Here is a 20,399-nt window from a genome sequence, read left to right on the forward strand (position 1 = left end):
TCGTTTTACATCCTATAAGGTTGGCAAAACGCGCGTATGATGCAAGCGAAACATGCCCTTCTAGCCCGCGAGGGTCTGTTTCTGCTGCTGAATATCCTGCTCGATCCCCTCACGAACGTCCTGCGGGATCTTCAGCGCATCGCCGAGGGCGTTCAGGTAGCTGCGCTCCATAAAGTGATCGACATCGATGGCGGCACAGCTCAGAAAATAGAGTTCCAGCGCCTCTTCTTCGTTTTTCACGCTTTGCGCCAGGCGCTGCGGATCGAGCGGCTGTTCAATGGCCTGCGCCACCAGCGCCCTGCCCTGCTCCTCGACGCCCGCTTCCCGCATTTGCTGTTCGATCGCGGCGCGTTCACTGGCATCGATATGCCCGTCGCTTTTGGCCGCGAACACCAGCGCGAGGATCAGACGCTCGGTGCGTACGTCTAGCGACGTCGCCTGCTTCCCGTACTGCGGTTCATCCTGATGCGCGTTGCGCACTTTGTCCTTGTATTTATTCCATAAAACGCTGCCCGCAATAGCTCCTCCGCCCGCCAGCAGCGCGCCGGTGCCATATTTCGTCAGCAGCTTCCGCGATGATTTATTGGCAACCAGCAAACCGGCCAGCCCGCCGAGCGCTCCCGGCACCAGCAGCTTGCTTAGACCCTGCTCGCCGGACGACGAGCCTTTTTGTCCCAACAGGGATTGCAGTTGATTCATCCAGCCTGACATATTTTTCCTCACGTTACGGTGCGTACTTTCACAGCCTAAGCGAGCAGGTGTCAGGAAATGTCTGTCAGTGCTAAAGAAGCGCAAATTTCTCCCCTGCCCTGGCTATCCCCATACAAGACAGACGCAAACGTTTTCGTTTATACTGCCCGCAACTTTTTCAGGGGGATTTTATGACTCGTTTAGGAACCGCGCTGCGCCCTGCCGCGACGCGCGTAATGCTGTTGGGATCGGGTGAACTGGGTAAAGAAGTGGCCATTGAATGCCAGCGTTTGGGCGTGGAGGTGATTGCGGTGGACCGTTACGCGAATGCCCCAGCGATGCACGTCGCGCATCGCTCGCACGTCATTGATATGCTTGACGGCAATGCCCTGCGGGCGTTGATTGCCGAAGAAAAACCGGATTTCGTGGTGCCTGAAATTGAGGCCATTGCCACTGAGGTGTTGGTGGCCCTTGAGCAGGAAGGCCAGCGCGTAGTGCCTTGCGCCACAGCAGCAAAACTGACCATGAACCGGGAAGGCATTCGTCGCCTGGCCGCAGAAGAATTACAGCTCCCGACGTCAAGCTACCGTTTTGCCGGGGATAAAGCTGCGTTTCTCCAGGCCGTCGTAGAGATTGGCTACCCGTGCATCATTAAGCCGGTAATGAGCTCCTCCGGCAAAGGGCAGAGCTTTATCCGCGACAGCAGCACGCTGGACAAGGCCTGGGACTATGCCCAGCAGGGTGGTCGTGCCGGTGCCGGGCGCGTCATCGTGGAAGGCGTGGTGAAGTTTGATTTCGAAATTACCCTGCTTACCGTCAGCGCCGTGGACGGCGTTTATTTCTGCGACCCGATTGGTCATCGTCAGGAAGACGGCGATTATCGCGAATCCTGGCAGCCGCAGCAGATGAGCGCGCTGGCGCTGGCGCGCGCGCAGGAGATCGCCCGCAAGACGGTGCTGGCGCTGGGCGGCTATGGCCTGTTCGGCGTGGAACTGTTTGTTTGCGGCGACGAGGTGATTTTCAGCGAAGTCTCCCCTCGCCCGCACGATACCGGGATGGTCACGCTGATTTCACAGGATCTCTCCGAGTTTGCGCTGCACGTGCGCGCTTTCCTCGGCCTGCCGGTTGGCGGCATTCGTCAGTACGGCCCGGCTGCCTCCGCGGTGATCCTGCCGCAGCTGACCAGCCAGAATGTCACTTTTGATAACGTCGAAGGTGCGGTTGGCGCAGGCTTGCAGGTTCGACTGTTCGGCAAACCGGAGATCGACGGCACCCGTCGTCTGGGCGTGGCGTTAGCAACCGGGGATAACGTGGACGAAGCCGTTGCAAGAGCGAAAAGAGCGGCTGCGAACGTCAGCGTTGCAGGATAAAAAAAACGGGCCACGTGGCCCGTTTTTCTTACTGCGAATCGCTTACTGTTTCGCGCCTTCTACCGCTTCGCGAGCCAGTTTAGTGATGCGATCCCAGTCGCCCGCTTCCAGCGCATCCGCAGGAACCAGCCAGGAGCCGCCGATGCACAGCACGCTTTTCAGCGCCAGGTAGTCGCGGTAGTTGGCTGGAGAGATACCGCCCGTTGGGCAGAAACGCACCTGCGAGAATGGACCCGCAATCGCCTGCAATGCTTTGGTGCCGCCGTTCGCTTCAGCCGGGAAGAATTTAAACTCTTTCAGGCCGTAATCCATGCCCAGCATCAGTTCAGAAACGGTGCTGATACCCGGGATCAGAGGAATAGTGCCTTCGGTTGCGGCTTTCAGCAGCGGCTCGGTCAGACCCGGGCTGATGGCAAACTGTGCGCCCGCTTCGGTCACTTCCGCCAGCTGCTGCGCATTCAGAACCGTACCTGCACCAACGATCGCGTCCGGCACTTCTTTGGCGATAGCGCGGATCGCATCCATCGCACAGGCAGTACGCAGGGTCACTTCCAGAACGCGAACGCCACCCGCAACCAGCGCCTTCGCCATCGGAACAGCGTGCTCCAGTTTATTTACCACAATAACCGGCACGACAGGGCCAGTGGTCAGGATTGCTTCTGCACTTGTTTTCCAGTTTTTCATCAGAGTTTTCTCTCGCCAGATCGTTAAAATCAAGTCGTCTTAAAACGTAATACAGGTTGCGCCCTGCTCCGCACCGGAGAGTTTCTCGCGCAACGCACCAAACATTTCACGCCCGGTACCCACGCGCGACGCGCTCAGGTCAGGAATATGTGGCTGACGTGCCGCCAGCTCTGCTTCATCCACCAGCAGGGTTAACTCGCCTGTCTGACCGTTAACGCGGATCATGTCACCATCACGGACTTTCGCCAGCAGGCCACCGTCGTAGGCTTCCGGGGTGACGTGGATAGCTGAAGGCACTTTACCGGATGCCCCGGAGAGGCGTCCATCGGTGACCAGCGCAATTTTGAAACGGCGGTCCAATAATACACCAAGCGGCGGCATAAGTTTATGTAATTCTGGCATCCCGTTCGCTTTTGGTCCCTGATGACGCACAACGACCACGCAGTCTTTATCCAGCAGACCCGCGTCAAAGGCAGGTAAAACGTCGTGCTGGCTTTCGAACACCACGGCCGGGGCTTCAATCACCTGATTCTCTTCCGGCACGGCAGAGGTTTTCATCACCGCACGCCCAAGGTTACCGCTCAGCACTTTGGTGCCGCCGTGAGGAGAGAACGGTTTCTCGAAGGTGGCAATGACCTGCGGATCGAGCGAGTCGCTCGCCCCTTCACGCCAGTCCAGCTCACCGTTGTTCAGCCATGGCTCAAGGGTATAGCGATGCAGGCCAAAGCCCGCCACCGTGTTGACATCCTCATGCAGCAGGCCGCCTTTCAGCAGCTCGCGCATCAGCACCGGCACGCCGCCCGCCGCCTGGAAGTGGTTGATGTCCGCCGGACCGTTCGGGTACAGACGCGCCATCAGCGGCACCACGGAGGAGATATCGGAGAAGTCATCCCAGTTGATCAGAATGCCCGCCGCGCGCGCCATTGCGACCAGGTGCATGGTGTGGTTGGTTGAACCGCCGGTTGCCAGCAGGGCAACGATACCGTTGACGATGACTTTTTCATCCACCATTTTGCCCATCGGCATCCATTCGTTGCCGTTACCGGTCAGGCGGGTGACCTGACGGGCTGCGGCTTCGGTCAGCGCCTTACGCAGCGGCGCGTCCGGCTGAATGAACGAGGAGCCCGGCAGCTGCATTCCCATAAACTCCACCACCATCTGGTTGGTGTTGGCCGTACCGTAGAACGTACAGGTGCCCGGCGCGTGGTAGGACGCGGCTTCCGCTTCCAGCAGCGCCTTACGATCCGCTTTTCCTTCGGCATACAGCTGGCGAATGCGCACTTTTTCCTTATTCGGCAAACCGCTTGCCATCGGGCCTGACGGCACAAAAATCGCTGGCAGATGGCCAAACGACAGCGCGGCCATCACCAGCCCCGGGACGATTTTGTCGCACACGCCCAGATAGAGCGCGCCATCAAACATATTGTGCGAGAGGCCAACCGCCGCAGACATGGCGATCACTTCGCGGCTCAGCAGCGACAGCTCCATGCCGTCCTGCCCCTGGGTGACGCCGTCGCACATGGCCGGCACGCCGCCCGCAACCTGGCCCACCGCGTTTACGCTATGCAGTGCGTTGCGAATGATGTTCGGGTAAACCTCGTACGGCTGGTGGGCAGAGAGCATGTCGTTATAGGAGGTAATAATGGCGATGTTGTTACGCAACATGCTTTTCAGCGCGTCTTTATCGCCAGGCTGACAGGCGGCGAAGCCGTGGGCCAGATTCCCGCAGGCCAGCTGCGAGCGGTGGACCGTTTCGCTCTTCGCCTGTTCAATGCGGGCGAGATAGGCAGAACGGGTCTCTTTCGAGCGCTCAATTATGCGTTGTGTTACGCGTAACAATGTCGGATTCATAAAAGCTCCTCTAATTTATCTGTCCGGGCTCGGGAGTTTACACAGGTTCTGACGGTTGTTAACAACGCTGAAACGCCTGTTATCCGGAGCGCAGGGGCAAAATGTCTAAGAGGAGTGTAATAAAAAAAGCTCCGCGGGTGAATCCACGCGGAGCTTAAAAAGTAAAAATGATGCCACTTGCTGTGTTAGATCATGTTACCGGTAAAATAACACCAATGGGCTAGAGAGCTTTACTCAAACTCGTTCCAGGAGCGGCCATCGCGGGTGATCATCGCAACGGAGGCAACTGGTCCCCATGTTCCCGCCTGATACGGTTTTGGCGCATCCTGATCGGCAGCCCACGCTTCGGTAATGGAGTCGACCCATTTCCACGCCTCTTCCACTTCATCGCGACGGACGAACAGCGCCTGGATACCGCGCATGGTTTCCAGCAGCAGACGCTCGTAAGCATCGGCCAGATGCGTCTGGTTGAAGGTTTCAGAGTAGCTCAGGTCCAGCTTGGTGGTTTGCAGGTTGTGCTTGTGATCAAGACCCGGCACTTTGTTCAGGATCTGAATATCCACACCCTCGTCCGGTTGCAGACGGATGGTCAGTTTGTTCTGCGGCAGCTCCTGCCAGGATTCTTTGAACAGGTTCAGTTCCGGGTTTTTGAAGTAGACCACCACTTCGGAGCATTTTGCCGGCAGACGCTTACCGGTACGCAGGTAGAACGGCACGCCGGCCCAGCGCCAGTCGTCGATATCCACGCGGATAGCCACAAACGTCTCGGTATTGCTGGACTTGTTCGCGCCCTCTTCTTCCAGATAGCCAGGGACTTTTTTCCCCTGGGCAAAACCTGCGGTGTACTGACCGCGAACGGTTTTCTCACGCACGTTGGAGCGATCGATACGGCGCAGTGATTTCAGCACTTTCACTTTGGCGTCACGAATGCTGTCGGCCGTCAGATCCGACGGTGGAGACATGGCAATCATGCACAGAATTTGCAGCAGGTGGTTCTGGATCATGTCGCGCATCTGGCCGGCCTGGTCAAAGTAACCCCAGCGGCCTTCGATACCCACCTCTTCCGCCACGGTAATTTCCACATGGTCGATGGTGCGGTTGTCCCAGTTGTTCACAAAAAGGGAGTTAGCAAAGCGCAGCGCCAGCAGGTTCAGAACCGTCTCTTTGCCCAGGTAGTGGTCAATACGGTAAACCTGGCACTCCTCAAAGAACTCGCCCACCTGGTCGTTGATTTCACGAGAGGTTGCCAGCGACGTGCCCAGAGGCTTTTCCATCACCACGCGTGCCGGTTTGGCGTTCAGCTTCGCTTCGCCCAGACCTTTGCAGATGGCGCCGAAGGTGCTTGGCGGCATGGCGAAATAGTTAATGGTGACGCGATTTTCCTGGTCCAGCATTTCACCCAGACGGGTAAAGGCGCTGACATCATTGACGTCCAGGTTACAAAAATCGAGGCGCCCGCTCAGCTTATCCCACAGGCTTTCATCGATTTTTTCTTTCATGAACGTTTCGAGCGCCTCGCGCACGACTTTGGTATAAGCTTCTTTATCCCAGTCGGCGCGCCCTACCCCAAGGATTCGGGTGTCGGGATGGATCTGGCCCGCTTTTTCCAGCTGATACAGGGAAGGCAGCAATTTTCGGCGTGCAAGATCGCCTTTCGCGCCGAAAATGACCAGGTCACATGCCTGGGCTGTTTGCGTTACCGCCATGTCATTCTCCTCAGTTAGATCGCCTGGTACTCTGCCAGGTATCGTTGTAATTTTATTACAATGCACTGTACTGCTTTTACGCATTTCCTGAAACCATTAGCGCTTAACGTCACGTGCGATACGGCGATTTTTCGTCGTCCAGACCTTTAAGCCCGCCTAATGACGCAACAAACGTCGATTCTTTGCGCAACGGAGTCAGGGCAAAACCCGACGTCGATCAAGTAATGAAAAAAAACAACAACATTTCTTGTCGACGGTTACCCTTTCGGAAGTCCCGGGGGTAATATCGGCTAAATCGAATCAGGGTTTCATCTCTGTATGAAATCGTTTATGCCCTCATGAGCGTCTTGTTAACAATGAACATGCTGGAAAAAATCCAGTTTCAACTGGAACACCTTAGCAAATCCGAGCGCAAAGTGGCTGAAGTTATTCTCGCCGCCCCCGCTCAGGCGATTCATTCAAGCATCGCCGCTCTGGCACAGGAATCGGGCGTCAGCGAACCGACGGTTAATCGATTCTGTCGTAGTCTGGACACGCGCGGCTTTCCTGATTTTAAACTGCATCTGGCCCAAAGTCTGGCAAACGGCACCCCGTATGTTAATCGCAATGTGGATGAAGACGACAGCGTTGATGCTTACACTGCGAAAATATTTGAGTCGGCTATGGCGACGCTCGACCACGTGCGCCAGTCTCTGGATATGAGTTCGGTGAACCGCGCGGTTGATTTACTCACGCAGGCCAAACGGATTGCCTTCTTTGGCCTTGGCTCGTCGGCTGCCGTAGCACATGACGCCATGAATAAATTCTTTCGCTTCAACGTGCCGGTGATTTATTCCGATGACATTGTGCTGCAACGCATGAGCTGTATGAATTGTAGCGAAGATGATGTCGTGGTCCTCATCTCCCACACGGGCCGCACCAAGAGCCAGGTCGAGCTGGCGCAGCTCGCGCGTGACAACGATGCGATGGTCATCGCCCTGACGACGGCGGGTACGCCGCTGGCCCGGGAAGCGACGCTCGCCATTACCCTGGACGTACCGGAGGACACCGACGTCTACATGCCGATGGTCTCCCGCCTGGCGCAGTTGACGGTCATTGACGTGCTGGCGACCGGTTTTACCTTACGCCGGGGCGCAAAATTCCGGGATAACTTGAAGCGGGTCAAGGAAGCCCTGAAAGAATCGCGTTTTGATAAAGAATTGCTTATAAAGAGCGATGTTCCCTAATAACGACGAAGTACGATTTACGGCATTCGGTCCCCTCGCTACTGCCTTGCAATAGATGAAGTCCGATTCAATGTTCACGCAACACCAAAGTTGTTTCAGTCAACGGAGTATTACATGTCCAGAAGGCTTCGCAGAACCAAGATCGTTACCACCTTAGGCCCGGCCACTGACCGCGATAATAACCTCGAGAAGATTATCGCCGCGGGTGCCAACGTGGTGCGTATGAACTTCTCTCACGGTACGCCAGAAGATCATAAATTACGTGCCGATAAAGTGCGTGAAATCGCAGCTAAACTGGGACGCCATGTTGCTATCCTCGGCGATCTTCAAGGTCCAAAAATTCGCGTATCGACCTTCAAAGAAGGCAAAGTCTTCCTCAACATCGGCGACAAATTCCTGCTGGATGCCAACCTGAGCAAAGGTGAAGGCGATAAAGAGAAAGTGGGTATCGACTACAAAGGTCTCCCTGCTGACGTTGTGCCAGGCGACATCCTGCTGCTGGACGACGGTCGCGTACAGCTGAAAGTGCTGGAAGTTCAGGGTATGAAGGTGTTCACGGAAGTGACCGTCGGCGGCCCGCTCTCCAACAACAAAGGCATCAACAAGCTCGGCGGTGGCCTGTCTGCCGAAGCGCTGACCGATAAAGACAAAGCGGATATCGTGACCGCTGCACAAATCGGCGTAGATTATCTGGCCGTCTCCTTCCCGCGCTGCGGCGAAGATCTGAACTATGCTCGCCGTCTGGCGCGCGACGCGGGCTGCGATGCGAAAATCGTTGCGAAAGTTGAACGCGCGGAAGCAGTCTGCGATCAGGACGCGATGGATGACGTGATCCTGGCGTCTGACGTCGTGATGGTTGCCCGTGGTGACCTGGGTGTAGAAATCGGCGATCCTGAGCTGGTCGGCATCCAGAAAGCGCTGATCCGTCGCGCGCGCCAGCTGAACCGTGCGGTGATCACCGCCACCCAGATGATGGAATCCATGATCACCAACCCAATGCCGACCCGTGCGGAAGTGATGGACGTGGCTAACGCCGTGCTGGACGGAACCGATGCGGTGATGCTGTCAGCCGAAACCGCTGCCGGTCAGTACCCGGCGGAAACCGTGGCCGCCATGGCGCGCGTCTGCCTGGGCGCAGAGAAGATCCCAAGCATTAACGTCTCCAAGCACCGCCTGGATATCCAGTTCGACAATGTGGAAGAAGCGATTGCGATGTCCGCGATGTACGCCGCAAACCACCTGAAAGGGGTCACGGCAATCATCACCATGACCGAATCTGGCCGTACCGCGCTGATGACGTCCCGCATCAGTTCCGGGCTGCCGATCTTCGCCATGTCCCGTCACGAGCGTACGCTGAACCTGACGGCGCTGTATCGCGGCGTGACGCCGGTGCACTTCGACAGCACTAACGACGGCGTGGCCGCTGCGCACGATGCGGTAAATCTGCTGCGCGACAAAGGTTATCTGGTGTCCGGCGATATCGTTATCGTGACGCAGGGTGACGTGATGAGCACCATCGGCTCAACCAACACCACCCGCGTACTGACCGTAGAGTAAGACCCGATCCCCTCTCCCCTAAGGGAGAGGGTTTCCTATTTCTTAGGGAACAGCTCTTTACGCTTGTACGGCTCCGTTTCGCCAGGCTTACGCGTTTTGAGCAGCTTAAGGATCCACGTATATTGCTCCTTATGCGGCCCCACCAGCACTTCCACCTCTTCATTCATACGGCGCGCAATGGTGCGATCGTCTGCGGTCAGCAGATCGTCCATCGGCGGACGTACCTCAATGCTCAGGCGATGCGTTTTGCCGTCATACACCGGGAACAGCGGGATCACGCGGGCGCGACAGACTTTCATCAGGCGACCAATCGCGGGTAGCGTTGCTTTATAGGTCGCGAAGAAATCAACAAACTCGCTGTGCTCAGGGCCGTGGTCCTGATCGGGCAAGTAGTAGCCCCAGTAGCCCTGACGCACGGACTGAATGAAGGGCTTGATGCCATCGTTACGCGCGTGCAAACGTCCGCCAAAGCGACGGCGTACGGTATTCCAGACGAAATCGTAGATTTTGTTTCCCTGGTTATGGAACATCGCCGCCATTTTCTGGCCCTGCGAGGCCATCAGCATCGCCGGAATGTCGACTCCCCAGCCGTGCGGCACCAGGAAAATCACCTTTTCATCATTGCGACGCATCTCGTCGATGATCTCCAGCCCTTTCCAGTCAACGCGGTCAACAATCTTCTCCGGCCCTTTCAGCGCCAGTTCCGCCATCATCGCCATCGCCTGTGGCGCGGTGGTATACATGTCATCAATAATTGCTTCGCGTTCGGCGTCGGTTTTATCCGGGAAGCAGTACAGAAGATTGATTTGCGCACGACGGCGCGCGCTTTTTCCTAAGCGGCCGGCCAGTCGCCCGACCTTGCCGAGCACCGGATCGCGGAGGGAAGCAGGTAGCAACGCCATGCCAGCAAACGCGTATACGCCAAGCCAGGCGCCCCAGTTACGCGGGTGGCGAAAAGATTTTTCAAACTCGGGAATGTACTCAATATTGTTTTTTTTGGTTTCCATGCGGGTTCCAGGGTCTGGTGACGCAAAAATATATTCAGATAGTGTAGCGAGGCAGCCGTCCGCGTACAAAAGAAAAAGCCGGCGCACACTGACGCCGGCTTATTTTTGAGGGTGTTAGCTTAGTCGAAGCGCAGCTGTGGCATCACCTCTTTCACCTGCGCCAGGTAATCTTTGCGATCTTTCCCGGTCAGCCCTTCGGTGCGCGGCAGTTTCGCCGTCAGCGGGTTAACCGCCTGCTGGTTGATCCACACTTCGTAGTGCAGGTGCGGGCCCGTCGAACGGCCGGTGTTCCCGGACAGCGCAATGCGGTCGCCGCGTTTCACTTTCTGGCCCGGTTTGACCAGCAGTTTACGCAGGTGCATGTAGCGGGTGGTGTACGTACGACCGTGACGGATAGCCACGTAATAGCCAGCAGCGCCGCTGCGTTTCGCCATCACCACTTCACCATCCCCTACCGCCAGCACTGGCGTACCCTGCGGCATGGCGAAGTCAACGCCACGGTGCGGCGCTACGCGGCCCGTTACCGGGTTCAGACGACGCGGGTTGAAGTTGGAGGAGACGCGGAACTGTTTAGCCGTTGGGAAACGCAGGAAGCCTTTTGCCAGGCCCGTACCGCTGCGGTCATAGAACTTACCGTCTTCCGCGCGAATGGCGTAGTAGTCTTTGCCATCTGAACGCAGACGTACGCCCACCAGCTGGCTCTGCTCGCGCTTGCCGTCCAGCATTTCGCGGGACATCAGGACAGAGAACTGATCGCCTTTTTTCAGTTTGCGGAAATCCATCTGCCACTGCATGGCTTTGATCACCGAGCTGATTTCAGCGCTGGTCAGGCCGGCATCGCGTGCACTGGAAACAAAGCTGCCGCCAACGGTCCCTTTCATGACGCTATTCACCCAGTCGCCCTGCTGCATTTCACTGGTCATTTTGAAACCGTTTGCCGTGCGATCGTAGGTGCGGGTTTCGCGGCGGGACATTTCCCAGGTCAGACGTTGCAGATCGCCATCGGGGGTTAAGGTCCAGGAAAGCTGCTGACCAATTTTCAGATTACGCAGTTCTTTATCGGAGGCGGCAAGCTGGCTGATGTTGCCCATGTCGATACCGTACTGGTTCAGCACGCTGCTCAGCGTGTCGCCCGTCGAGACCACATATTCATGAATGCCGGCTTCATTCTGGATTTTGTCATCCAGCTCGTCCTGGGGAATCGCTTCATCTTCCTGAGCGGCCTGATCGATAGGCTCGCTGGCCTCGGGCAGCAGAGAGCGGATTTCGCTCTTCTCCAGTTCGATGGTTTTGATGATAGGGGCAGAACTCGGGTGGTAAACATAGGGCCGCCAGACGGCGACCGCTAAGGTGAGAACTGTAAGCGACCCCAGCATAACGCGGTGGGGTCGAGGCAGATTGTTAAATGCCAGGGCGACAGAGCGGGCTATCTGTTGCACGTATTCACTTCCTCGTTAATCTCCTTTCAGGCAGCTCGCATACTGATTCGCCAGTTGGCTGAGGAACTGCGAATAGCTCGCTTTGCTCAACTGGATGTTCGTACCTAGCGGGTCAAGGGTTCCCATGCGCACGGATGTTCCCCTGGCCACGGCTTCTACGACCGCTGGCCTGAACTGTGGCTCAGCAAAAACGCATGTCGCTTTTTGCTCAACCAACTGTGTTCTGATTTCATGTAAACGCTGCGCACCAGGCTGAATTTCAGGGTTGACGGTAAAATGCCCCAGCGGGGTCAGACCGTAATGTTTTTCGTAATAGCCGTAAGCATCATGAAAAACGAAGTACCCTTTTCCTTTAAGCGGTGCGAGCTCGTTACCTACCTGTTTATCGGTTGCGGCTAACTGAGCCTCAAAATCCTTCAGGTTGGCGTCGAGTTGGACTCGACTTTGCGGCATAAGTTCCACTAATTTGTCGTGGATTGCAACCGCTGAAAGCCGCGCTATCTCTGGGGAAAGCCAGAGATGCATGTTGTACTCGCCGTGATGGTGATGGTCGTCACCTTTTTCGTCGTGAGCATGACCGTGGTCGTGTTCGTCACCGTCATCCTCAGATCCTTTCATCAGCAACGGTTTCACGCCGGACAGCTCACCAATCGCCACCTGTTTCGCGGCGGGAACCTGTTTCGCCGTTTTCTGCATGAAGGCTTCCATCTCAGGACCGATCCAGACAACTAAGTCCGCGTTCTGTAAGCGTTTTACGTCGGACGGGCGTAAAGAATAATCATGTTCGGAGGCGCCGTCAGGCAGCAGAACCTGGGTCTCCGTGACCCCATCGGCGATGGCAGCGGCGATAAAGCCTAGCGGTTTAAGCGAAGCGACAACGGCAGCGTTAACATCTTGTGCGGTTGTACCCCAAAGTGCAGCGGATAAAGCAGCGAAAAGAAGCGTATTTTTCTGTAACATAATGCGACTAATCATCGTAATGAATGTGTGGAATGTGATATTATAACATTCGATAACTTCTGCAAGCTTAAATTGACATGACGACTTTAGTTTCTCTTGAAAATGTGTCGGTCTCATTCGGCCAGCGCCGCGTCCTTTCTGACGTGTCGCTGGTTCTGAAGCCCGGCAAAATACTGACGCTGCTCGGCCCTAACGGGGCGGGTAAATCTACGCTGGTGCGCGTCGTGCTAGGCCTGGTCACGCCTGATGAAGGGCTGATCGCCCGCGAAGACAAGCTGCGTATCGGCTATGTGCCGCAAAAACTGCATCTCGACGCCACGCTGCCCCTGACGGTGAGCCGCTTCCTGCGCCTGCGCCCCTGTACGCGAAAAGCGGATATCCTCCCTGCCCTGAAGCGCGTTCAGGCGGGCCACCTCGTCGATGCCCCTCTGCAAAAGCTTTCGGGCGGGGAAACCCAGCGCGTATTGCTTGCCCGCGCCCTGCTCAGCAGCCCTCAGCTGCTGGTGCTGGACGAGCCGACGCAGGGCGTTGACGTTAACGGTCAGGTTGCGCTGTACGACCTCATCGACCAGCTTCGCCGTGAACTGAACTGTGCGGTGCTGATGGTTTCCCATGACCTGCATCTGGTGATGGCGAAAACCGACGAAGTGCTGTGCCTGAACCACCACATCTGCTGTTCCGGTACGCCGGAAGTGGTGTCAATGCATCCTGAATTTATCTCCATGTTTGGCCATCGTGGCGCTGAACAGCTGGGCATTTATCGCCATAATCACAATCACCGCCATGATTTACAGGGACGAATTGTCCTGCGTCGGGGAAATGGACACTCATGATTGAACTGTTACTGCCCGGCTGGCTGGCCGGGATTATGCTTGCCTGCGCCGCGGGTCCACTCGGCTCGTTTGTCGTGTGGCGCAGAATGTCCTATTTCGGCGATACGCTGGCCCATGCTTCACTGCTGGGCGTCGCGTTTGGTTTGCTGCTGGACGTGAACCCCTTCTATGCGGTGATAGTCGTCACGCTGCTGCTGGCCGCCGGTCTGGTCTGGCTGGAAAAACGCCCTCACCTCGCAATTGATACCCTGCTCGGCATTATGGCGCACAGTGCCCTGTCGCTGGGCCTGGTGGTGGTGAGCCTGATGTCAAACATCCGCGTTGACCTGATGGCCTATCTGTTTGGCGATCTGCTTGCCGTTACGCCCGAGGATCTGGTTTCCATTGCCATTGGCGTAGTGGTGGTGCTGGGCATACTTCTGTGGCAGTGGCGAAATTTGCTGGCGATGACCGTCAGCCCGGATCTGGCCTTTGTCGACGGCGTGAAGCTTCAGCGCGTGAAGCTGCTGCTGATGCTGGTCACGGCATTAACCATTGGCGTGGCGATGAAGTTTGTCGGGGCACTGATTATCACGTCGCTGCTGATTATCCCTGCCGCCACGGCGCGCCGTTTTGCACGTACCCCAGAGCAAATGGCCGGTATCGCGGTGGTTATCGGGATGATCGCCGTGACGGGCGGGCTAACCTTCTCAGCGTTTTATGACACGCCGGCAGGACCGTCGGTGGTATTGAGCGCGGCGGTATTGTTTGTTTTCAGTATGATGAAAAAGACCGCGCAGTAGTCAGCATGTCCCCGGTAGCGCTTCGCTTACCGGGGCTACAAAAACGTTCCGCCACCCGGCATGATTTAAGGCATCGCCGGCGGCGTTATCCCGAAATGATTCCACGCTCGCACCGTCGCCATACGACCGCGCGGGGTACGCTGTAAGAAGCCCTGCTGGATAAGATACGGCTCCAGCACGTCCTCAATGGTTTCACGCTCTTCGCCAATCGCCGCCGCCAGGTTATCCAGCCCTACCGGCCCGCCAAAGAACTTATCCAGCACCGCCAGCAGCAGCTTGCGGTCCATATAGTCAAAGCCTTCGGCATCCACGTTCAGCATGTCCAGCGCCTGGGCGGCAATCTCAGCCGAAATGGTGCCATCGTGCTTCACTTCAGCGAAGTCACGCACGCGACGCAGCAGGCGGTTGGCAATACGCGGCGTACCGCGGGAACGCTTCGCCACTTCAAACGCCCCCTCTTCGCTCATATCCAGCCCCATGTAGCGCGCGCTGCGGCCCACAATGTGCTGGAGATCGGGCACCTGATAAAACTCCAGACGCTGGACAATGCCAAAGCGGTCGCGCAGCGGAGAGGTCAACGACCCGGCGCGCGTCGTGGCGCCAATCAGGGTAAATGGCGGCAGATCGATTTTAATTGAGCGCGCCGCCGGCCCTTCGCCAATCATGATATCCAGCTGGTAATCTTCCATTGCCGGATAGAGCACTTCCTCCACCACCGGCGACAGACGGTGGATTTCATCGATAAACAGCACGTCGTGCGGTTCGAGGTTGGTCAGCATCGCCGCCAGATCGCCCGCTTTTTCCAGCACCGGGCCGGAAGTGGTACGTAAATTTACGCCCATCTCGTTGGCGACGATGTTTGCCAGGGTGGTTTTACCTAAGCCCGGCGGACCAAAAATCAGCAGGTGATCGAGCGCATCGCCGCGCAGCTTTGCCGCCTGGATGAAAATCTCCATCTGGGAACGAACCTGCGGCTGGCCGATGTACTCATCCAGCAGTTTTGGACGGATCGCGCGATCCACCACGTCATCTGGCTGAATGGTGCCTGCCGATACCAGGCGGTCTGCTTCAATCATCCTTTACCTCACAATGCAGCGCGCAGCGCTTCACGAATCAGGGTTTCACTGCTGGCGTCCGGTTTAGCGATTTTGCTCACCATCCGGCTGGCCTCCTGAGGTTTATATCCCAGCGCTACCAGCGCGGCAACCGCTTCCTGCTCGGCATCGTCATCCGTCGCTGGCCCGCCCGGTGACGTCAGCACCAGATCGGCGGCCGGGGTGAACAGATCGCCATGCAGGCCTTTAAAGCGGTCTTTCATCTCGACGATAAGGCGCTCGGCGGTTTTCTTGCCGATGCCCGGGAGTTTAATCAACGCAGCCGGATCTTCGCGCTCAACGGCGTTCACAAACTGCGGGGCTGACATACCGGATAAAATCGCCAGCGCCAGCTTCGGCCCGACGCCGTTGGTTTTGATTAATTCGCGGAACAGGGTGCGTTCCTGTTTATTATTGAAGCCGTACAGCAGCTGAGCGTCTTCACGCACGACAAACTGGGTAAAAACAATCGCCTCTTTGCCCGCGTCAGGCAGCTCGTAGAAGCAGGTCATCGGCATATGGACTTCATAGCCCACGCCACCCACTTCCAGCAGCACTAACGGGGGTTGTTTTTCAATGATGATGCCTCTGAGTCTGCCTATCACATGACGCTCCTGCGTTCTGGAAAAGTGTTAACTGGCGACATAATAAAAAAAGGCTGGATAAACATCCAGCCTGATTTCTTATTATCGTAACCTGCCTCGCGCCAGATTGAGCCGCGACTCGCTCATTTGCATCGCGTTCTGGCTGACGTGGCAGTGGGTAATCGCAATCGCCAGCGCATCCGCGGCGTCGGCCTGCGGGTTCGCGGGAAGCTTCAGCAGGGTGCGCACCATATGCTGCACCTGACTTTTCTCCGCGCTACCGATGCCCACTACCGTCTGTTTAACCTGACGGGCCGCGTACTCAAATACCGGCAGGTCCTGGTTCACGGCGGCAACAATCGCCACGCCGCGCGCCTGACCGAGCTTTAACGCCGAATCCGCGTTCTTCGCCATAAAGACCTGCTCAATGGCGAAATAGTCCGGCTGGAACTGGGTGATAATCTCCGACACGCCCGCATAAATGAGCTTCAGGCGCGACGGCAGATCGTCCACTTTAGTGCGAATACAGCCGCTGCCGAGGTAGGTTAGCTGGCGTCCCACCTGACGGATAACGCCATAGCCGGTGACGCGCGAGCCGGGGTCAATCCCAAGGATAATCGACATCACGCGTCTCCCGTAAACGGTTCAGGCTGGCGCATTACAGCGTCGCAGCCACCTCATCAGAGATTTCACCGTTGTGATACACTTCCTGTACGTCGTCGCAGTCTTCAAGCATGTCGATCAGACGCAGCAGCTTAGGCGCGGTTTCCGCATCCATATCCGCTTTGGTGGACGGGATCATGGACACTTCAGCGTTATCCGCCTTCAGGCCAGCCGCTTCCAGCGCATCGCGCACGGCACCCATCTCTTCCCACGCGGTGTAAACGTCAATCGCACCGTCGTCGTAAGTCACCACGTCTTCCGCGCCCGCTTCCAGCGCCGCTTCCATGATGACGTCTTCGTCGCCTTTCTCGAAGGAGATGACGCCTTTTTTGCTGAACAGGTAAGCTACGGAGCCGTCAGTGCCCAGGTTACCGCCGGTTTTGGTGAACGCGTGGCGCACTTCCGCAACGGTACGGTTACGGTTGTCAGACAGACATTCAACCATTACCGCCGTACCGCCAGGGCCGTAACCTTCATAAATGATGGTTTCCATGTTCGCGTCTTCGTCACCGCCCACGCCACGTGCGATGGCGCGGTTCAGGGTGTCACGCGTCATGTTGTTGGACAGGGCTTTATCCACCGCCGCACGCAGGCGCGGGTTAGAGGCCGGATCGCCGCCGCCCAGACGCGCCGCTGTTACCAGCTCACGAATGATTTTGGTAAAGATTTTACCGCGCTTGGCATCCTGTGCCGCTTTACGGTGTTTGGTGTTGGCCCACTTACTATGACCTGCCATAAAAAGTTCTCCAAAAATCGCGCCTTCTCAGGCAGCGTTAATTACAAATTCTTCAATCGCCTGCCGGTTGCTCCATGACTTGGTCAGTGCGGCGGCATCCGCCGCATCGACCCAGCGGTAGGTCAGATGTTCAGTGAACACGATCTCCCGCTCATGGGGAAGCGCAAGGCAGAACCACGATTCCGTATTGCGCTCAATGCCCGGCGCATAGCGATGACGTAAATGGCTAAAAATTTCAAACTCCACCGTGCGCTGACAGTCCTTCAGGGTCAGTTGCTCGCGAGCAACGTCAATGGCGACCTCTTCCTTTACTTCACGCGCGGCGGCCTGCGGCGCGGTCTCCCCCTCTTCCAGGCTGCCGGTAACCGACTGCCAGAAATCAGGATCGTCGCGCCGCTGCAACATCAGCACCCGCTTCGTGTCCAGGGCATAAATGACAACTAAGACAGAAACGGGAAGCTTGTATGCCATATCAGTTTTTCTCTTCCTTCTTCACCACCTCAATGCCCAGCTCGGCCAGCGCGGCCGGGTTGGCAAAGCTTGGCGCTTCGGTCATCAGACACGCCGCTGCGGTGGTTTTCGGGAAGGCGATAACATCACGGATGTTGTCGGTGCCGGTCAGCAGCATGGTCAGACGGTCAAGACCGAAGGCCAGACCCGCGTGCGGAGGCGTACCGTACTTCAGGGCGTCCAGCAGGAAGCCAAACTTCTCGCGCTGCTCCTGCTCGTTAATGCCCAGAATGCCGAACACGGTTTGCTGCATTTCACCGCTGTGAATACGCACGGAGCCGCCGCCCACTTCATAGCCGTTGATAACCATATCGTAGGCATTCGCTACCGCATCTTCCGGTGCTGCCTTCAGCTCCGCCGCCGTCATGTCTTTTGGCGAGGTGAACGGGTGGTGCATCGCGGTCAGGCCGCCTTCACCGTCGTCTTCAAACATCGGGAAGTCGATAACCCACAGCGGCGCCCATTTGCTTTCGTCGGTCAGATTCAGGTCTTTACCGAGCTTCAGACGCAGCGCGCCCATTGCGTCAGCAACAACTTTCTTGTTGTCTGCGCCGAAGAAGATCATGTCGCCGTCCTGGGCACCGGTGCGCTCAAGGATCGCTTCCACGATGTCCGCGTTCAGGAATTTCGCCACCGGGCTGGTGATGCCTTCCAGACCTTTCGCGCGCTCGGTCGCTTTAATATAGGCCAGACCTTTCGCGCCGTAGATCTTGATGAAGTTGCCGTAGTCGTCAATTTGCTTACGGCTTAAGGACGCGCCGCCCGGTACGCGCAGGGCAGCCACGCGGCCTTTCGGATCGTTAGCCGGGCCAGCAAAGACCGCGAACTCCACGTCTTTAACCAGGTCAGCCACGTCCACCAGCTCCATCGGGTTACGCAGGTCTGGTTTGTCGGAACCGTAGCGACGCTCGGCTTCCGCGAAGGTCATGATCGGGAAATCGCCCAGCTCAACGCCCTTGACGTCGTTCCACAGGCTACGCACCAGCGCTTCCATCACTTCACGCACCTGCTCGGCGGTCATGAAGGAGGTTTCCACATCGATCTGGGTAAATTCTGGCTGACGGTCAGCGCGCAGGTCTTCGTCGCGGAAGCATTTTACAATCTGGTAGTAGCGGTCGAAGCCGGACATCATCAGCAGCTGTTTGAACAGCTGCGGAGACTGCGGCAGCGCATAGAATTTGCCTTTATGGACGCGGGATGGCACCAGGTAATCGCGCGCGCCTTCCGGCGTGGCTTTGGTCAGCATCGGGGTTTCAATATCGAGGAAACCGTGATCGTCCATAAAGCGACGCACCAGGCTGGTGATTTTCGCACGGGTTTTCAGGCGCTGAGCCATTTCCGGACGACGCAGATCCAGGTAGCGGTATTTCAGACGCGCTTCTTCGGTGTTGACGTGGTTGGAGTCCAGCGGCAGCGCTTCCGCGCGGTTGATAATCACCAGATCGGACGCCAGCACTTCGATAGCGCCGGTCGCCATCTCGGCGTTGATGTTTTTTTCGTCACGCGCACGCACGGTGCCCGTCACCTGAATGCAGAACTCATTACGCAGCTCAGAAGCCAGCTTCAACGCATCAGCGCGATCCGGATCGAAGAACACCTGAACGATACCTTCGCGGTCACGCATATCAATAAAGATAAGGCTACCAAGATCGCGACGACGATTGACCCAACCACACAGGGTAACCTGCTGCCCGACGTGGGACTGACGCAGCTGCCCGCAATATTCTGTACGCATGAGATATCCCTTAATTAGCCGCAGGCTGATTGTTGCCTGTCTTGCAGGCTACGATGTCGCAGCTTTCTGTATGTCACAACTGGATGAAAAAAGGCGGCTATTATACTGGAAATTCTGCCGGACGATAAGAGCGAAGCACGGCCTGACGCGCGTTTGCTGTGCTCTTATTGCCTATTCTCACAAAAATTAACAAAATTATCCGACCGATAACAGGCCATACCGTCGTAAGGTGTAGAAAAGCAACTGATTTGACTGGAGTAACAATGTTGACGCTTGATGCCACCAAAACCGCCCTCGTGGTCATTGATTTACAGGAAGGGATCCTGCCTTTTGCCGGGGGTCCGCACACCGCTGACGATGTCGTAAGCCGCGCTGCGCGTCTGGCGGAAAAATGCCGTGCCAGCGGTGCGCCGGTGGTCATGGTGCGCGTCGGCTGGTCCGCTGATTTTGCCGAAGCGTTAAAACAGCCGGTTGATGCTCAGGCCCCGGCGCAGGCGCTGCCGGACAACTGGTGGACGTATCCGGTCTCGCTCGGTAAACGCGACAGCGATATTGAAGTCACCAAACGCCAGTGGGGCGCCTTCTACGGCACCGATCTGGAGCTTCAGCTGCGCCGTCGCGGAATCGACACGATCATTCTGTGCGGGATCTCCACCAACATCGGTGTGGAATCCACCGCCCGTAACGCCTGGGAGCTGGGCTTTAACCTGGTCATCGCGGAAGACGCGTGCAGCGCAGCCTCTGCGGACCAGCATCAGGGCAGCATGACCCATATTTTCCCGCGTATCGGTCGCGTGCGCAGCACGGATGAGATCCTGAGCGCGCTATGATGTACGTGGGCCTGCCCCAGTGGTCGCACCCGAAATGGGTGCGCCTGGGTATTACCAGCCTTGAAGAGTATGCCCGACACTTTAACTGCGTGACGCGGCAATTTTGAAAATCACTAAAGAACGCCCAAGAGCATGTGTATTC

General features: G+C 57.0%; 19 protein-coding genes and 1 pseudogene. 7 read left to right on the forward strand and 13 right to left on the reverse strand.

Annotation, left to right across the window (positions count from 1 at the left end):
• Positions 1-60 precede the first annotated feature (60 nt).
• Positions 61-711: a tellurite resistance TerB family protein gene (locus tag DBR02_RS23450; RefSeq protein ID WP_063450103.1), complete on the reverse strand. Its 651-nt coding sequence runs from the start codon at positions 709-711 to the stop codon at positions 61-63.
• A 170-nt stretch (positions 712-881) separates the two neighbouring features.
• Here DBR02_RS23450 and purT point away from each other — a divergent pair, with 170 nt between their 5' ends.
• Positions 882-2,060, forward strand: a complete 1,179-nt coding sequence (gene purT / locus DBR02_RS23455) for a formate-dependent phosphoribosylglycinamide formyltransferase (RefSeq protein WP_107535600.1) — start codon at positions 882-884, stop codon at positions 2,058-2,060.
• Positions 2,061-2,102: 42 nt separating this feature from the next.
• Here purT and kdgA read toward each other — a convergent pair whose 3' ends face one another.
• The 3 genes from kdgA to zwf form a co-directional block, all read right to left on the reverse strand.
• Positions 2,103-2,744 (reverse strand): bifunctional 4-hydroxy-2-oxoglutarate aldolase/2-dehydro-3-deoxy-phosphogluconate aldolase, encoded by a 642-nt coding sequence (gene kdgA / locus DBR02_RS23460; RefSeq protein WP_063450105.1) that lies wholly within the window; start codon positions 2,742-2,744, stop codon positions 2,103-2,105.
• Between the two features lie 39 nt (positions 2,745-2,783).
• Positions 2,784-4,595: a phosphogluconate dehydratase gene (gene edd, locus DBR02_RS23465; protein ID WP_107535601.1), complete on the reverse strand. Its 1,812-nt coding sequence runs from the start codon at positions 4,593-4,595 to the stop codon at positions 2,784-2,786.
• 230 nt (positions 4,596-4,825) lie between these two features.
• Complete coding sequence (gene zwf, locus DBR02_RS23470; protein WP_022648481.1) at positions 4,826-6,301, reverse strand: glucose-6-phosphate dehydrogenase; 1,476 nt, start codon at positions 6,299-6,301, stop codon at positions 4,826-4,828.
• A 356-nt stretch (positions 6,302-6,657) separates the two neighbouring features.
• Here zwf and DBR02_RS23475 point away from each other — a divergent pair, with 356 nt between their 5' ends.
• Positions 6,658-7,527 carry a MurR/RpiR family transcriptional regulator gene (locus DBR02_RS23475; RefSeq protein ID WP_063450107.1) on the forward strand — a complete coding sequence of 290 codons (870 nt, stop codon included), beginning with the start codon at positions 6,658-6,660 and terminating at the stop codon, positions 7,525-7,527.
• A gap of 114 nt (positions 7,528-7,641) precedes the next feature.
• Positions 7,642-9,084, forward strand: coding sequence for a pyruvate kinase (gene pyk, locus DBR02_RS23480; protein WP_010432595.1), 1,443 nt, complete (start codon positions 7,642-7,644; stop codon positions 9,082-9,084).
• Between the two features lie 35 nt (positions 9,085-9,119).
• Here the strand turns inward: pyk and lpxM are convergent, their stop codons facing one another.
• From lpxM to znuA, 3 genes are all read right to left on the reverse strand, one after another.
• Entirely contained in the window at positions 9,120-10,091 is a 972-nt protein-coding gene (gene lpxM / locus DBR02_RS23485; protein ID WP_063868466.1) for a lauroyl-Kdo(2)-lipid IV(A) myristoyltransferase, read from the reverse strand.
• A gap of 119 nt (positions 10,092-10,210) precedes the next feature.
• Complete coding sequence (mepM, locus tag DBR02_RS23490; RefSeq protein ID WP_006811031.1) at positions 10,211-11,530, reverse strand: murein DD-endopeptidase MepM; 1,320 nt, start codon at positions 11,528-11,530, stop codon at positions 10,211-10,213.
• Positions 11,531-11,545: 15 nt separating this feature from the next.
• On the reverse strand, positions 11,546-12,490 hold the full coding sequence (znuA, locus tag DBR02_RS23495; RefSeq protein ID WP_129741652.1) for a zinc ABC transporter substrate-binding protein ZnuA: 945 nt from the start codon (positions 12,488-12,490) through the stop codon (positions 11,546-11,548).
• 77 nt (positions 12,491-12,567) lie between these two features.
• Here znuA and znuC point away from each other — a divergent pair, with 77 nt between their 5' ends.
• Both znuC and znuB read left to right on the forward strand, forming a co-directional pair.
• Entirely contained in the window at positions 12,568-13,323 is a 756-nt protein-coding gene (gene znuC, locus DBR02_RS23500) for a zinc ABC transporter ATP-binding protein ZnuC (protein ID WP_107535603.1), read from the forward strand.
• Positions 13,320-14,105: a zinc ABC transporter permease subunit ZnuB gene (gene znuB, locus DBR02_RS23505; protein WP_063450110.1), complete on the forward strand. Its 786-nt coding sequence runs from the start codon at positions 13,320-13,322 to the stop codon at positions 14,103-14,105. Before znuC ends, znuB begins: the two co-directional genes overlap by 4 nt.
• A gap of 65 nt (positions 14,106-14,170) precedes the next feature.
• Here znuB and ruvB read toward each other — a convergent pair whose 3' ends face one another.
• The 6 genes from ruvB to aspS form a co-directional block, all read right to left on the reverse strand.
• Positions 14,171-15,181 carry a Holliday junction branch migration DNA helicase RuvB gene (ruvB, locus tag DBR02_RS23510; protein WP_003859753.1) on the reverse strand — a complete coding sequence of 337 codons (1,011 nt, stop codon included), beginning with the start codon at positions 15,179-15,181 and terminating at the stop codon, positions 14,171-14,173.
• 8 nt (positions 15,182-15,189) lie between these two features.
• On the reverse strand, positions 15,190-15,804 hold the full coding sequence (ruvA, locus tag DBR02_RS23515) for a Holliday junction branch migration protein RuvA (protein ID WP_023312236.1): 615 nt from the start codon (positions 15,802-15,804) through the stop codon (positions 15,190-15,192).
• An 81-nt stretch (positions 15,805-15,885) separates the two neighbouring features.
• Positions 15,886-16,407 (reverse strand): crossover junction endodeoxyribonuclease RuvC, encoded by a 522-nt coding sequence (gene ruvC, locus DBR02_RS23520; RefSeq protein ID WP_003859749.1) that lies wholly within the window; start codon positions 16,405-16,407, stop codon positions 15,886-15,888.
• A gap of 34 nt (positions 16,408-16,441) precedes the next feature.
• Positions 16,442-17,182 (reverse strand): YebC/PmpR family DNA-binding transcriptional regulator, encoded by a 741-nt coding sequence (locus DBR02_RS23525; protein WP_006176049.1) that lies wholly within the window; start codon positions 17,180-17,182, stop codon positions 16,442-16,444.
• 27 nt (positions 17,183-17,209) lie between these two features.
• A complete protein-coding gene (nudB, locus tag DBR02_RS23530; RefSeq protein WP_063450111.1) occupies positions 17,210-17,653 on the reverse strand; it encodes a dihydroneopterin triphosphate diphosphatase in 444 nt (147 codons plus the stop codon).
• A gap of 1 nt (position 17,654) precedes the next feature.
• Positions 17,655-19,427, reverse strand: coding sequence for an aspartate--tRNA ligase (gene aspS, locus DBR02_RS23535; RefSeq protein ID WP_107535604.1), 1,773 nt, complete (start codon positions 19,425-19,427; stop codon positions 17,655-17,657).
• Between the two features lie 263 nt (positions 19,428-19,690).
• On the opposite strand from aspS, the gene DBR02_RS23545 reads away from it, so the two are divergent.
• Positions 19,691-20,257: a hydrolase gene (locus DBR02_RS23545; RefSeq protein ID WP_063450113.1), complete on the forward strand. Its 567-nt coding sequence runs from the start codon at positions 19,691-19,693 to the stop codon at positions 20,255-20,257.
• Positions 20,254-20,349, forward strand: a pseudogene (locus tag DBR02_RS27045) (DUF72 domain-containing protein); the annotation flags it as partial. The gene DBR02_RS23545 and the pseudogene DBR02_RS27045, both read left to right, overlap by 4 nt.
• Between the last annotated feature and the right edge of the window lie 50 nt (positions 20,350-20,399).

The organism is Enterobacter cloacae complex sp., assembly GCF_900322725.1.
GTDB lineage: Bacteria > Pseudomonadota > Gammaproteobacteria > Enterobacterales > Enterobacteriaceae > Enterobacter > Enterobacter quasihormaechei.